Genomic DNA, 13706 nt, shown 5'->3' with positions numbered 1-13706 from the left:
ATATGACAGCTTTAGTTAGTATTATTGTGCCGGCTTATAATGCCTCAAATACTATTCTTGATACTATTAAATCAATAGACGAACAAACTTATACAAATTTTGAATGCATAATTGTAGATGATGGATCAAACGATAGTGCTGAGTTGTGTGAAAATATATCTGATTATCTAAGTAGAGATAAATACAAATATTTTAAAAAAGAAAATGGAGGAGTGTCGAGTGCTAGAAACTGGGGAGCAAATAATGCTTCCGGTGATTATTTGATGTTTGTTGACTCTGATGACAAAATTGCATCTAGCTATATTGAAAAATGCTTAAATATATTGCAAACACGTCCTGATTTAGCATTAGTGTGTACAAATGTTCAAGAGTTTGAACGATCAAATAATAAGATTAGCCATAAAATAGTAAGTTTAAAAGAGTTCATTTTTCATAATGCTATTTTTCCATGTATTGCTCTAATGCGGACTGCTGACTTTAAAAGAGTAGGAGGCTATGATGAAAAACTTAAAGTTTGTGAAGATTGGAACTTATATATCTCTTTATTAAAGAACAATAAAAACTATTTTGTTATTCCAGAATATTTATATTTTTATAGAAAAAGATCAGATCAGTCTAGTTTAACTGATCAAATTGATTGTCAAAAAATTTCAAAAGAAATTGCTTTGAATAGAATATTTGATAACCATAAAGATTTATACAGTGATCAACTTGGATCAATCTGGAACATGGTTGAGAAAAATAATCAAATCATAAAAATTTCTAAACGGTATAGTAGAGGTGTTAGTCTCATTTTTATCGTATCACTAATAAGTTCCTTTATTACATTCTGGAATGGTTCCACTCAATATATTAAAATAACTTTAATTTTTAATATATTTATTTTTGCACTATTCCTTTTTTTAAATAATAAATTTAAAAAAGAAATAACTAAGTATAGATATTAATGGATTTTAAAAATCAAGAAGTGAATTTTTCTTAACTTTATTTGATTTAATATACGGCTCTAATAAATTTCTATCTGAGCCAATTAGCTTTATAAGGTATGGCATATTTAATGGTCTATAGTTTAATACCAATGACTCAATAAAGTGGATATTAGATTTATCGTTGAAACTATGGTAAATAAAAGCGTTCTCATCACAGTTAATTAATGTGATGCTCATCTCTGCTCTTCTAAGAACTTTTTGACAAGCTACATAAATGACAAGATATTCAAGTCGGCCAATGTTTTGAAAATATTCATCATAGTTTGGACAAGATTTTTTTATCTCATGAATGTAGTTTTTAATTCCTAACTTAACTGCATAAATGAGCTCATCTAGCCACTCTTTAAAGAAAATATTATTTCTCTCTGAGGCTAAAAGCCAACTTTCAATGACTGGGTACTGTTTTACAGTTGTATTGGCATTTCTATAATACCCAAATGCTTTGGTTTTATTGTTATTACATAGATCAATAATCCAGTCTAAATTACTATAGAGAATTACACTTGCATCAACCCAAATACCACCATGTTTATATAATAAATATAAGCGTAGTAGATCAGATTTTAATTGAGGAGTGAGGCCTTCAAATTGAGAAAAGTCAATTTCACAAAAATCACTTATATTGTTATTGTCTAAAATGTGAACAGTATATTCATGATTCAAACTTTTAATACGTTCTAAACAACGTTCTACTAGTTCTGGTTTTTTAGAGTCCCAGTATATCCATATGATTTTTGGAATATTAATTTTACCTTCAGATTGAGGATGAAGGGTAATTAGATTTGCTAGGTTGTTAGGTTCAAGATTTTTGATACGCTTATCTATATAGAATTTAAGATGAAACCTTAAAAGGAAAAAAATTTTTCTTGTAGATTTGCGTAAACCCATAACAACCTCAAATGATAAATAAAAAGAATTTTTTATTTATCCGTATTTCCTTTTAAAACCATATAAATCAGCGCAACAAAAATAAGCAATGCACCTGCTAAGCTACTTACGCAGAAATAAAGAATACGTTGATTTGTATTGATGTTAAATAACTCATTGGCAAGGATATAGCGCATGAAAAACCATTGCGCAAGAGAGAATACAATTACGATTAAAGCATGTCGACGTACATCAGGGCGCATTGCCATAATGAATCACCAAGGGAGAAAAAGTGGAGGTATTATGCCATTTGCCCACTCTCATCTCAATAGAGCCTTAATTGAGTAAAATTGTGTAGAAAAACTAAAATTATGAATAGATTGTGAATTTTTATTAACATTAATAAACTTTGAGGTCCATTTTTTATCTGAAATTTTCTAGTAAATTTCTGTACTTATTTGGATATATGTTTAATGCAGCCTGTTGATTTTGTAATGATTTGGGTGGACTCAACTGATACGAAATGGCAGCATCAATACATATATTATAAATCCAAAGAAACTAAAACAAAGACGGTTGAACTCGTTGATCAATGTCGATATCGGGACTGGAATAATCTTCATTACTGGTTTAGATCTGTTGAGAAATTTTGTCCGTGGGTCAGAAAGATCCATCTAGTGACTTGTGGGCATTTCCCTGAATTTTTAGTCAAAAATCATCCGAAATTAAATTTGGTCACACACGATCAAATTATAGAACCAAACTGCTTACCGACATTTAACTCACATGCCATTGAAATCAATATTCATAAAATTGAGGGATTAGCAGAGCATTTTGTCTATTTTAATGATGATACCTTTATCAATATGCCGTTAGAGCCTGATTTCTTTTTTAGAAAGGGTTTACCTTGTGATGGTGTGCGTTTACAGCCACTCATGGTAGTAGGTGAAGAGAACTTTTTAGGCGCAGTTGCTTTGACTGATGTTGCAATTATTAATAAGCATTTTGATAAGCGAAAATTATTTCATAAAAATCCCTATGCTCTTTTTAATTATCGCTATTCTATGAGCAGTAATTTGGGGAATTTTTTAAGTTTATATAATCGAAAATTCTCAAGCTTTTATAGTACTCATTTGCCTCAACCCTTCTTGAAGTCAGTCTTTGAAGAAGTGTGGAAAACTGAAGAGGCTTACTTAAAAGAAGTATCAAGTCATCGGTTTAGACAGCCTTTAGATGTTAACCAATATCTTTTCCGATTATGGCAATTGTGCTCAGGTCGCTTTTATCCTGTAAATATATTTGAACGTGGTCAAAACTTTAACTTAAGGCTACAAAATCTTCCTGAAATTAATAATGTTATTAAGAGTGAAAGGCTTCCACAAATTTGTCTAAATGACGATGAACATGTGGTCGATTTTGAAAAGCTTAAAACAGAAATTATTCAAATTTTTGAGCAGAAATTTAAAAAGCTATCAAGTTTTGAAAAAGAAATATCCCATTAAAATTTGAAAATTAATTAATAAAAAACCCTGCATAAGCAGGGTTTTTTAATTTGAAAATCTAAAAATTATTTAGTTTCTTCAGCTTTTGGCTTTTCACGTAAGCGGATGCCCAAGTCACGAAGCTGATTTGCTTCAACAGGAGCAGGTGCTTGAGTAAGTGGACATTCAGCAGTCTTAGTTTTAGGGAATGCAATAACGTCACGAATAGAAGTCGCACCCGTCATTAACATCACTAAACGGTCAAGACCAAATGCCAAACCACCGTGAGGAGGAGCACCGTAACGAAGCGCATTTAGCAAGAAGCTGAATTTCTCTTCTGCTTCTTCATCAGAAATACCAAGCGCTTCAAAAATCGCTTTTTGCATTTCTAATGTGTAAATACGAAGTGAACCACCACCAACTTCAGTACCGTTCAATACCATGTCGTAAGCAACAGAAAGTGCTTCACCTGGATTGCTCTTCACTTCTTCTACGCTTGATTTTGGTAGCGTGAATGGATGGTGAACAGAAGTCCATTTGCCATCGTCAGTTTCTTCAAACATTGGGAAGTCAACAACCCAAAGTGGAGCCCACTCACAAGTTGAAAGATTCAAATCATGGCCAATCTTCACACGAAGAGCACCCATTGCATCATTTACAACTTTAGCTTTATCTGCACCGAAGAATACGATATCGCCATCTTGCGCGCCAACACGTGCCAACAGTTCAAGTACGATCGGCTCAATGAATTTCACGATTGGAGATTGAAGACCTTCAATTCCTTTAGCGAGTTCATTAACTTTGATGTAAGCCAAACCTTTTGCACCATAGATGCCAACGAATTTGGTGTATTCATCGATTGCACTACGTGGCAATGATGCTGCACCTGGAACACGTAAAGCAACAATACGACCTTTAGGATCTTTTGCAGGACCCGCAAATACTTTGAACTCTACTTCTTGCATTAAGTCTGCAACATCGACGAGTTTCAACGGAATACGCATGTCAGGTTTATCTGATGCGTAGTCACGCATTGCATCTGCATACGTCATACGTTGGAATTTATCGAATTTAACGCCAAGAAGTTCATCGAACATCTTCACAGTTAGGACTTCCATCAAGTCCATAATGTCATCGTCACTCATGAACGATGTTTCAACGTCGATTTGAGTAAATTCTGGTTGACGATCAGCACGTAAGTCTTCGTCACGGAAACATTTCGCGATTTGGTAGTAACGATCAATACCACCCACCATTAACAATTGTTTGAATAATTGTGGTGATTGTGGAAGTGCGTAGAAACTACCATTTTGTACACGACTTGGTACTAAATAGTCACGCGCACCTTCAGGAGTTGCACGTGTCAAAATAGGTGTTTCAACATCTAAGAAACCATTGTCTTCGAAATAATTACGAATAAGATTGGTCAATTTAGAACGGAAGCGTAAACGATCCAACATTTCAGGACGACGAATATCTAAGAAGCGATATTTCAAACGAATTTCTTCAGAAATATTGGTGTTTTCATCATTTAATGGGAATGGCGGAGTTTCAGAAGCGGCAAGAACTTCGATGTCTTTACCTAAAACTTCAATTTGACCACTCACCATGTTGGCATTTTCAGTACCTTCATAACGGCGACGAACACGACCTGTAATTTTTAATACATATTCAGAACGTGCTTTATCTGCAGTTGCAAATGCTTCTGGAGTATCTGGGTCAATAACCACTTGAACGAGACCATCACGGTCACGCATATCAAGGAAAATAACACCACCATGGTCACGGCGACGATGTACCCAACCGCATAGTGTAACGGTTTGGTCGATTTGGGCTTCAGTTAAAGAGCCACAGTAATGAGTTCGCATCATAATGAAGATTATCCAAACTATATTGGCTGAAAAGACGGATGCGTAAACCGCGCACCGTCAAAAAAAATAAGTTTTCGATTATGCCTTGTTGCATGGTTTGTCACAAGAAGTAGATCAAAAAACCGCAGAAATTAACCTGAAAATGAGCAATTTGGCAGCAAGTTTCCTGATTCATCCCATTCTTTGTTGCCGATCTAAAAACAAGAATAATAAGCATCCTAAGCTAAAGGTGCTTAACCAGCCCTGCATAAACTCATTAATCGAACGGCCTGTAAAATAGTAGGTGTCGGCGTGCCAAACCTCATGAGGAATGTAGCGAGCATAATCCCAAAAAGAAAATAAACCCAAGAGCGTAGATAGAATAAATAAAGACCATGCAAAAATTTTAATTTTTCTACTTACTTTCCAATGTTGTTCATAGCGCTGGTAATAGTGAATACACATCCAAGCGAGAAAAGGCAAAGCAAGAGCAGAAGAGCCAAGTTGCAAAAGACGATGTAATGGATATGGACGCCCAAAAAGATGAACTGTTGTCGCTAATACATCTTTAAATACAAAGGTTCGAAAATCAGCATGCGTTAAACCATCCCAAATCAGATGAGTCGCTATGCCGATGATGAGTGCAAATATGATTCCAATAAAAAATATAGAAATACGTTTTAAAGAGCTGAGGCCAAGATCATGTTGCACACCAAAAAAACGGTACACCACTGGACGATAAAGAAAATACCAAACTGCACAAAAGACGAGGCCTAATGCAAGATTGGGATAAATCAGACCTTTCCATTGGTGCGTCAGCATGCTGGACTGAACTGTAAATAAGCGGTAAAGATCGGGTGTCATACTTCCAATGGCTAACGCAGCAATCGGTAAAGTGTTTTGGCTAAGCTTGGATAGAGGAGGAGCTATAACGGCATGAGAGATGGTAAAGGGCATTAGAAATCAAAAATTACTCACATCATTTAGTTGACCAGTCTAACGAATCGTCGAATCAGAAATGTTTTTTATTGCAAAACAAACGAAATGTTATAATATAACAAAACAAAAGGCATAGCGATTAGAGAATTACCTCATGTTGTTCTATAAAAATATTTTGACCTTATCCATTTTAGCTGTCATATCCGTTCCTTCGTTTGCAGCAGAAAGTGAAAATGTTGAAAAGTTAGAAACCATTCGAATTAAGGCTCATCCACTTGAGCAAACCTCACAAGATTTTGCTGTTGCAGATACTGTCGTTGATCAAAAGCATTTATCGCAAGGTGCTGCGACCATTGGGGATGCACTCAGTAGCGAAGTGGGAATTTACGCTAATCAGTTTGGGGCTGGTTCGAGTCGTCCAGTTATCCGTGGACAAGATGGTCCACGCGTTAAAGTGCTTCAAAATTCATCAGAGAATATTGATGTCTCGACGTTGTCTCCTGACCATGCGGTAACTGTAGATCCTGTGCTTGCAAAACAAGTCGAAGTGATTCGAGGCCCTTCTACGTTACTGTTCGGTGCGGGAACTGTCGGTGGTTTAGTCAACGTTATTGATAACAAGATCCCTACGCAAATGCCTGAAAATGGTTATGAAGGACAAGTTGGCTTACGTTACAACACTGGAAGTGATGAAAAACTGGCGAGCGCTGGTGTAACAGTTGGCTTGGGTAGCCAAGTAGCTTTACGTGTTGAGGGGTTAACACGTGATGCGAATAACTATATCGCACCAAATTATATTCATGAAGGTGAAAAAGAGCGCCGTGTAGACAATACTTTTGCTCAGGGTGATTCAGTTAACGTTGGGTTGTCTTGGATTTATGACCGTGGTTATACAGGTATTTCTTATAGCAATCGTCGAGACCAATATGGTTTGCCTGGGCATAGTCATGAATATGAAAGTTGTAGTGCTCATCTAGGCGGAAGACCGCATTTACATTGTGGCGATCATGAGCATGAAGATGGTGAAGAAGCTCATGACCATGGAAATGAAGAACATGATCATGAACATGGTGGTCCATGGATTGATTTAAAATCTGAGCGTTATGACTTTAAAACTGAGTTAAATGATCCATTTGCAGGCTTTCAAAAGTTACGCGCACAAGCAAGCTATACCGACTATCAGCATGATGAAATTGAAGAAGGGGCAATTGCTACCCGATTCCAAAACAAAGGCTATGACGGCCGTATCGAGTTAGTACATAACCCTATTGCTGATTGGGAAGGGGTAATTGGTGCACAGTTAGGCCAGCAAAAATTAGATTTGACTGGCGAAGAAGCGTTTATGGCACCGACCACTACAAAAAAGTGGAGCGTATTTGCTTTAGAACATAAGCAATGGAAAGATGTACATTTTGAGCTTTCTGCACGTGCAGATCAGCAAGAAATTGATGTAGACGATAACTCAAAACAAGATTTTGATGGTTCGGCATTTTCTTACGCAGGTGCTGCGAACTGGGAGTTTGCACCAAACTACAAACTCTCTTTTGTAGCCTCACATCAAGAACGTTTACCTTTAGCTCAAGAGTTATATGCAAATGGTGGGCACTTTGCTACAAATACTTATGAGTTAGGGAACGATCAGCTCAGTAAGGAAAAATCCAATAACGTTGAGTTAGGTTTGCATTTTGATAATGACAAACTCGATTATCATCTTCATGTTTACCATAACTGGTTTGATGATTATATCTATGCGCAAACCCTTGACCGCTATAAAGACTTCCGTTTAGTTCAATACACTCAAGATAAAGCACGTTTCTATGGTGCAGAGGGTGAAATTGGTTACCAAATTACCCCAATGTACAAGATCAGTGCTTTTGGTGACTATGTGCGCGGTAAAATTGATGCTGAAGGAAATGCACCACGTATTCCAGCAGGACGCTTAGGGACTAAAGTCGATGCAGACTTCGGTGATGGTTTTAGTGGTTCTGCCGAGTATTATCATGTCTTTAACCAAGACAAAATCGCGGCCTACGAGACCGAAACTGAAGGCTATAACATGCTCAATCTTGGTGTGGCATACTCTGGGCAATATGGTGCAAAAACAGATTATCGTGTCTATATGAAAGCGAATAACTTGTTAGATGACACCGTTTATCAACATGCATCATTCTTATCAAATATTCCACAAGTTGGACGCAATTTTACAGTAGGTGTTGATTTTAAATTTTAAGGGTTTAACACGAAACTAAACTTGAAAAATCAAACCAAAAGACCTAACTTGAAACTATCAAGTTAGGTCTTTTTTATGCGTATTTTTCAACGAATTCATCAAAAAATAAATTGGTCAGGGCGTCGTTATATGGCGATATTACTTTGCGTTGTTGCTATTGCATATCTTGCATCGGCAATTTACCACACAGTAAAACCATTGCCACAAGGGATTAACTTTAGTGGCAAGCTTAGACATGCCGATGTCAAATTTTTAGCAGATAAAACCTACCTTGATGCAAAAGGGCAACAACAGGTTGATCAGCACATCTTTGATGAAATCTTGAAAATGATTGATGAGGCCAAAACCACGATTGTGGTGGATATGTTCTTGTTTAATTCAGAAGTTGGCGACTCAAAAATAAAGCAAAGACCACTCATGCAAGAGTTAACTGATGCATTGGTAAGTAAAAAAAGACAAAATCGCCAAATTCAGATTGTGATGATTACTGACCCGATTAATTCGGTCTATGGGGGCTTAAAACCTGAAAATTACCGTCAGTTACGTCAAGCGGGTGTTGATGTGATTGAAACCAATTTAGGCCCATTACGTGCGTCTAACCCATTCTGGTCCGGCTTATGGTACATCTGCTGTCAGAATATTGGGAATAACCCAGACAAAGGCTGGTTACCAAATCCGTTCGGTGATGAAAAAATTACACTGCGTAGCTATTTAAACTTATTTAACTTTAAGGCAAATCATCGTAAAACCGTGGTAGTTGATACCGATGCTGGCTGGAAATCACTTGTAACTTCTGCAAACCCACATGATGGTAGTTCTAGACACTCAAATGTTGCATTGGTTGTAACGGGAGCCACAGCAGCTGATGTTCTACAAACTGAAGCAGCGGTTGCACGAATGTCGGGAAGTAGTTCTCCATCGCTCATTTTAGGTGATTTTGAAAAAGACGTAACCAAACCTCAAGTCCAAGTCTTAACTGAAGGGGCGATTTATCAATCTGTATTAAAATTGATTAACTCAGCTAAGCCTAAAGAGCACCTTGATTTAAGTATGTTCTATTTGTCTGAACGTAAGATTATTCAGGCTCTAAAAAGTGCTCAAGATAGAGGAGTTATTGTCCGAGTTCTACTTGACCCAAATAAAGATGCTTTTGGCCGACAAAAGAATGGTATTCCTAACCGACAAGTTGCCTCCGAATTACATGCGGCAGGCATTCCAATCCGTTGGTGTGATACCCATGGCGAGCAGAACCATAGCAAAATGATCTTAAAATATAACGCTCAGCAAGCTGAGTTGATTGTAGGGTCGGCCAATTTTACAGCCCGTAATTTAAAAAATTATAACCTTGAAACTGACATGCTGGTGATTGGGAAAGTTCAAGATCAAGTCTTTAAAGATGCTCAAAATTACTTCAATACATCGTGGTCAAACCTGCAAGGTAGACAGATGAGCGTGGACTATGTGAAGTATGCAGATGAGTCTAAAGTGAAATATTGGATTTATCGTTTTATGGAATGGTCAGGGTTGTCGACTTTCTAATTCTATTTTTTATATAAACGTTGAGGCTATATATGTTCACGACGGAGTCTTACTTAGTCTCACCCTAAACCTAGAGCTCATTCGTTACTTTGGTTTTGCCCAAAGTAACCAAAGGCATTTGTCATCCACAAAACCTGTTCAATATCTTCATTTAACCGATTTTATTGCAAAAACAATATATTCATAAATTTCGGGCAGGTTGTGGATGACATTTAGCACCAGCGAATATTGGGAAATATTTAATTTCTATATCACTTAGCCTATCCCATCATTGAAATAATTTAAGGCGCTGGCGGAATCAACTGATCCAAAGTTTTATCATCTAACTTTTCCAATTCACTCAAATCAGTCTTAATTTTCCACTGTGACTCATCATCAACAGGATTTGGTAAACGTGCCTCAAGCCAGTCACAGACCACATCTGGAGAAAACTCCGGATGATTACACTGAATAATCCACGATAAAAAATCTTTTGCTTCACCGTTCATGTAAGGAGGTGGAGAAACAGGAAAGAATAAGGTCGGTAGGCGTTCGTTTGTTGATAGGTAGTTTAAAACATGCCCTAACTCTTGAACTGTTTGCCATGCAAGTGGATGTTCTACATCAATACTGAACTTAAACCACCAAGCGTGTTCGCCATCTGCTCCATTCGCCATGATACGTGCTTCTTGCACACTTGGAACTTTGCAGAAAAACTGATGAAGACGTTCAAAACTGATTTCAGACACAGCAATTGACCTAGCTAGAAAAAAGCTAATGTTAGCATAGATACAGATTCTTCATATTTTCTTTATAGTCATTACAAACCTTAGCAATGTTATCTGTTTTATTCATGGTTTCTCCTTGACTGTCTTCTAATCTAGCTTCATATCAAGATTAAAAGGAAATAGGGCATGAAAAAGCCAATCGTTCTTGTACTTTCGACATTAATGTTAGGTATATCAGCTACCGCGATGGCCGATACCAATCATCGTTGGGATAATAACCATGGTAGAGACCATGACCGATATGAACATCGTGATGACCGTCGCCACGATTATCGTAATGATCATCGGGCTCCAAGTTGGTCAAATGCCGATCGTGGTAAGCACTATGGTCGATATGTAGCATTTAAACGCGGTGATCGTATTCCTGCGGAATACCGTAATAGTCGCTATTATGTTTCGGACTGGAGATCGCATCGTTTGTATGAGCCGCCACGTGGATACCGTTGGGTTAAAACGCCTAACCAATATTTACTTGTAGACTCAAAACATCAAATTTATCGTGTTCGTTAATTTTGAAATATAGAATATATAAATGACCTCAATATTGAGGCCATTTTTCTAAGCTAATTCATCATCTTGAGGCTGAGGAGGCTTTAAAGTTGTGGGTGTTTTTGCATGCTTTTCTTTCATCACTGAAGGATAATTCCAAGATGCAAAACGAACGACTAAGATAGAAAGGGCTAAAATAAGAATTGAGCCTGTAATAATGACTTGGTCCATATCCGCTTTATGGTCATGTTGGATATCTGAAATAAGTAGACGGGTTAATGCCGTAATCGCAACATAAATAAGAAAGCGTACAGGCATATGATTGGTTTTAAAGTAAATCCCAACCATTGCTCCAAGCTCTAAGTATATAAATAATAATAAAATATCATCAATTGAAGCATACTTTTTGATGGTTAAAATTTCAAAGACAGTATTGGCTGCGGACCACGCCACCATACAGCCAATAATAAATAGGGCTAAATAATGAAAAGCTTCAACGGCATAATGACCAAATCGGTCCAGAATGCGCTCATACTTTTTGGGATCAGGCATAGTAAGATCTTTTATTTGCTTCGTAATGTTTAGAAATTAAACAAATTTCATGCCAATTGAAATAGTAGATACAAAATAAAAAACGCCTGATTTTTCAGGCGTTTTTTATAAAGAACTTAATTAAGCTTGGTTCGTAAAGTAGTCTTCACTAAAGCCCATAATTAAGTCAGAACCTGCTTTGATTTTAGCAATACGCGCATCAATTTCTGGCAAGATACGTTCAGCAAAGTATTGAGCTAAAGCGAGTTTGTTTTGGTAGAAATCACCAGACTTATCTTTTGCTGCTGCCGCAATTTTCGCAAACATATAAGCGAAGCTGAGTAAACCAACTGCATGTAAGTAATCAACAGCAGCAGAGTTCGGGAAGTCTACATTTTCAGCAGCTTGTTCGATAATAAACTGAGTGATTGCTTCAATTTCAGTTGCAGCATCTAAAGTTGCATCTTTAATGAAGTTCAAATCTGTGTCTAAGTCATTTGCAAAATCACGGATTTCAGTGATGTATTCAGCAATGAACGCGCCGCCACATTTAATGGTTTTACGACCAATTAAATCTTGAGACTGAACGCCGTTTGTTCCTTCATAAATCTGAGCAATACGAAGATCACGAATACATTGTTCCATACCCCATTCACGGATATAACCGTGCCCACCGAATACCATTTGAGCATCTAAAGTTGCTTGGAATGCTGTATCTGTAAGGTAAGCTTTAGCAATCGGCGTTAAAAGCGCAACGCGATTATTGGCTTTTTTCACAGCTTCGGCATCAGTTGAGAATTTAGTGATATCGAGCTGTTGACCTACATAGACTGCAAATGCTCGTGATGCTTCATTGTTTGCGCGTACGTTTAACAACATACGACGCACGTCACCATGTACCAAAATGCTATCTGCTGGTTTGTTTGGTGATTGAACACCTAATGCACTACGGCCTTGTAAGCGGTCAGTCGCATATTGTGCTGCATTTTGATATGCAAACTCAGATGCACCTAAACCTTGAATACCCATAGATAAACGTTCGTAGTTCATCATGACAAACATGGCAGCAAGACCTTCGTTTTCTTTACCAACGAGGTAACCTTTTGCTCCATCAAAGTTCATCACACAAGTTGCAGATGCTTTAATCCCCATTTTATGTTCGATAGAACCTGGACCAACTAGGTTGCGTTCACCTAATGAACCATCTTCATTAACAAAGTACTTAGGTACGATGAACAAAGAAATACCACGTGAACCAGCAGGTGCATCTGGAGTTTTAGCAAGTACCAAGTGAATGATGTTTTCTGCTAAGTCGTTGTCACCACCAGTGATGAAGATTTTAGTACCTGTAATGTTATAAGTACCATCTTCATTAGGTTCAGCTTTAGTTTTAATAATCCCTAAGTCAGTACCTGCATGTGGCTCGGTTAAGCACATCGTGCCTGACCATTCACCTGAATAAATCTTAGGTAAATAAGTTTCTTTTTGTTCTTGAGATGCATAGCTGTTTAATGCCATACCTGCGCCTACAGAAAGAAGCGGGTAGAGCATAAATGATGGGTTAGTTGCAAATAACATTTCATCAGAAAGAACGGTGAGCATTTTTGGCATGCCTTGACCGCCCCATTCTTCGTCGGCACCTAAGCCAATCCAACCGCCTTCTGCATATTGACGGAATGCATCTTTAAAACCTGCTGGTGTGAACACTTCGCCGTTTTCATAGCGAGCGCCTTCTTCATCACCGGTACGGTTTAATGGATGAGTCACGTTCTGAGCAAATTTAGCCATTTCTTCTAAAATTGCTTCAGCAGTTGCAGCATCTACATGAGCGAGTTTCTCATTAGACTGCCAAAATTGTTCTGCTTTGAATACATCATTTAAGATGAATTTCATATCAGCTAAAGGAGCATTGTAAATTGGCATAATCGTTCACCTTTTTTGTGCACATTGGCCTGTGCTAGATATCCTGTAAAACGAAATGGATATGGAATTTAAAGTGTAAATTTATCATTGATTTTATAAAA

At 37.3% G+C, this 13706-nt stretch carries 12 protein-coding genes; 5 read left to right on the top strand and 7 right to left on the bottom strand.

The features are described from left to right. Positions 1 to 2: 2 nt before the first annotated feature. The gene (locus AC07M3_RS13365) at positions 3 to 947 is read left to right on the top strand and encodes a glycosyltransferase family 2 protein (RefSeq protein ID WP_494567519.1); all 945 of its coding nucleotides are present in this window, start codon (positions 3 to 5) and stop codon (positions 945 to 947) included. Between the two features lie 6 nt (positions 948 to 953). On the opposite strand, the gene AC07M3_RS13360 is transcribed toward AC07M3_RS13365, so the two are convergent. Next, positions 954 to 1877, bottom strand: coding sequence for a glycosyltransferase family 32 protein (locus tag AC07M3_RS13360; RefSeq protein WP_092708619.1), 924 nt, complete (start codon positions 1875 to 1877; stop codon positions 954 to 956). A 32-nt stretch (positions 1878 to 1909) separates the two neighbouring features. After that, complete coding sequence (locus tag AC07M3_RS13355) at positions 1910 to 2125, bottom strand: hypothetical protein (RefSeq protein WP_005036150.1); 216 nt, start codon at positions 2123 to 2125, stop codon at positions 1910 to 1912. 204 nt (positions 2126 to 2329) lie between these two features. Between AC07M3_RS13355 and AC07M3_RS13350 the strand changes: the two genes are divergently transcribed. Beyond that, on the top strand, positions 2330 to 3358 hold the full coding sequence (locus AC07M3_RS13350) for a stealth conserved region 3 domain-containing protein (protein ID WP_494567518.1): 1029 nt from the start codon (positions 2330 to 2332) through the stop codon (positions 3356 to 3358). A gap of 65 nt (positions 3359 to 3423) precedes the next feature. Here the strand turns inward: AC07M3_RS13350 and aspS are convergent, their stop codons facing one another. Together aspS and AC07M3_RS13340 are read right to left on the bottom strand one after the other, a co-directional pair. Next, complete coding sequence (gene aspS, locus AC07M3_RS13345) at positions 3424 to 5208, bottom strand: aspartate--tRNA ligase (RefSeq protein ID WP_005036159.1); 1785 nt, start codon at positions 5206 to 5208, stop codon at positions 3424 to 3426. Between the two features lie 171 nt (positions 5209 to 5379). After that, the gene (locus tag AC07M3_RS13340; RefSeq protein ID WP_494567517.1) at positions 5380 to 6144 is read right to left on the bottom strand and encodes a DUF4184 family protein; all 765 of its coding nucleotides are present in this window, start codon (positions 6142 to 6144) and stop codon (positions 5380 to 5382) included. 136 nt (positions 6145 to 6280) lie between these two features. Between AC07M3_RS13340 and znuD the strand changes: the two genes are divergently transcribed. Both znuD and AC07M3_RS13330 read left to right on the top strand, forming a co-directional pair. Continuing rightward, positions 6281 to 8356: a zinc piracy TonB-dependent receptor ZnuD gene (gene znuD, locus AC07M3_RS13335; RefSeq protein ID WP_494567516.1), complete on the top strand. Its 2076-nt coding sequence runs from the start codon at positions 6281 to 6283 to the stop codon at positions 8354 to 8356. Positions 8357 to 8431: 75 nt separating this feature from the next. Then, positions 8432 to 9895 (top strand): phospholipase D family protein, encoded by a 1464-nt coding sequence (locus tag AC07M3_RS13330; protein WP_494567515.1) that lies wholly within the window; start codon positions 8432 to 8434, stop codon positions 9893 to 9895. Positions 9896 to 10176: 281 nt separating this feature from the next. Here AC07M3_RS13330 and AC07M3_RS13325 read toward each other — a convergent pair whose 3' ends face one another. Beyond that, positions 10177 to 10623: a hypothetical protein gene (locus AC07M3_RS13325; protein ID WP_004638883.1), complete on the bottom strand. Its 447-nt coding sequence runs from the start codon at positions 10621 to 10623 to the stop codon at positions 10177 to 10179. 165 nt (positions 10624 to 10788) lie between these two features. Between AC07M3_RS13325 and AC07M3_RS13320 the strand changes: the two genes are divergently transcribed. Beyond that, entirely contained in the window at positions 10789 to 11172 is a 384-nt protein-coding gene (locus AC07M3_RS13320) for an RcnB family protein (protein ID WP_494567514.1), read from the top strand. A 48-nt stretch (positions 11173 to 11220) separates the two neighbouring features. On the opposite strand, the gene AC07M3_RS13315 is transcribed toward AC07M3_RS13320, so the two are convergent. Continuing rightward, a complete protein-coding gene (locus AC07M3_RS13315; protein WP_133747719.1) occupies positions 11221 to 11703 on the bottom strand; it encodes a phosphate-starvation-inducible protein PsiE in 483 nt (160 codons plus the stop codon). Positions 11704 to 11823: 120 nt separating this feature from the next. After that, on the bottom strand, positions 11824 to 13605 hold the full coding sequence (locus tag AC07M3_RS13310; protein WP_133747720.1) for an acyl-CoA dehydrogenase C-terminal domain-containing protein: 1782 nt from the start codon (positions 13603 to 13605) through the stop codon (positions 11824 to 11826). Positions 13606 to 13706: the final 101 nt, after the last annotated feature.

This window comes from Acinetobacter sp. GW821-FHT09D10, from assembly GCF_059416285.1.
Note: the sequence above shows the minus strand (reverse complement) of the source record. Positions and strands in the feature narration are given on the sequence as shown.

What these genes read in the sequence shown, in the direction of transcription:
- AC07M3_RS13340 (WP_494567517.1), bottom strand. Translation starts at nt 6,144, where the DNA reads ATGCCCTTTACCATCTCTCATGCCGTTATAGCTCCTCCTCTATCCAAG.
- AC07M3_RS13350 (WP_494567518.1), top strand. Translation starts at nt 2,330, where the DNA reads ATGCAGCCTGTTGATTTTGTAATGATTTGGGTGGACTCAACTGATACG.
- AC07M3_RS13355 (WP_005036150.1), bottom strand. Translation starts at nt 2,125, where the DNA reads ATGGCAATGCGCCCTGATGTACGTCGACATGCTTTAATCGTAATTGTA.
- AC07M3_RS13320 (WP_494567514.1), top strand. Translation starts at nt 10,789, where the DNA reads ATGAAAAAGCCAATCGTTCTTGTACTTTCGACATTAATGTTAGGTATA.
- AC07M3_RS13315 (WP_133747719.1), bottom strand. Translation starts at nt 11,703, where the DNA reads ATGCCTGATCCCAAAAAGTATGAGCGCATTCTGGACCGATTTGGTCAT.
- znuD (WP_494567516.1), top strand. Translation starts at nt 6,281, where the DNA reads ATGTTGTTCTATAAAAATATTTTGACCTTATCCATTTTAGCTGTCATA.
- AC07M3_RS13310 (WP_133747720.1), bottom strand. Translation starts at nt 13,605, where the DNA reads ATGCCAATTTACAATGCTCCTTTAGCTGATATGAAATTCATCTTAAAT.
- AC07M3_RS13365 (WP_494567519.1), top strand. Translation starts at nt 3, where the DNA reads ATGACAGCTTTAGTTAGTATTATTGTGCCGGCTTATAATGCCTCAAAT.
- AC07M3_RS13330 (WP_494567515.1), top strand. Translation starts at nt 8,432, where the DNA reads ATGCGTATTTTTCAACGAATTCATCAAAAAATAAATTGGTCAGGGCGT.
- aspS (WP_005036159.1), bottom strand. Translation starts at nt 5,208, where the DNA reads ATGATGCGAACTCATTACTGTGGCTCTTTAACTGAAGCCCAAATCGAC.
- AC07M3_RS13360 (WP_092708619.1), bottom strand. Translation starts at nt 1,877, where the DNA reads ATGGGTTTACGCAAATCTACAAGAAAAATTTTTTTCCTTTTAAGGTTT.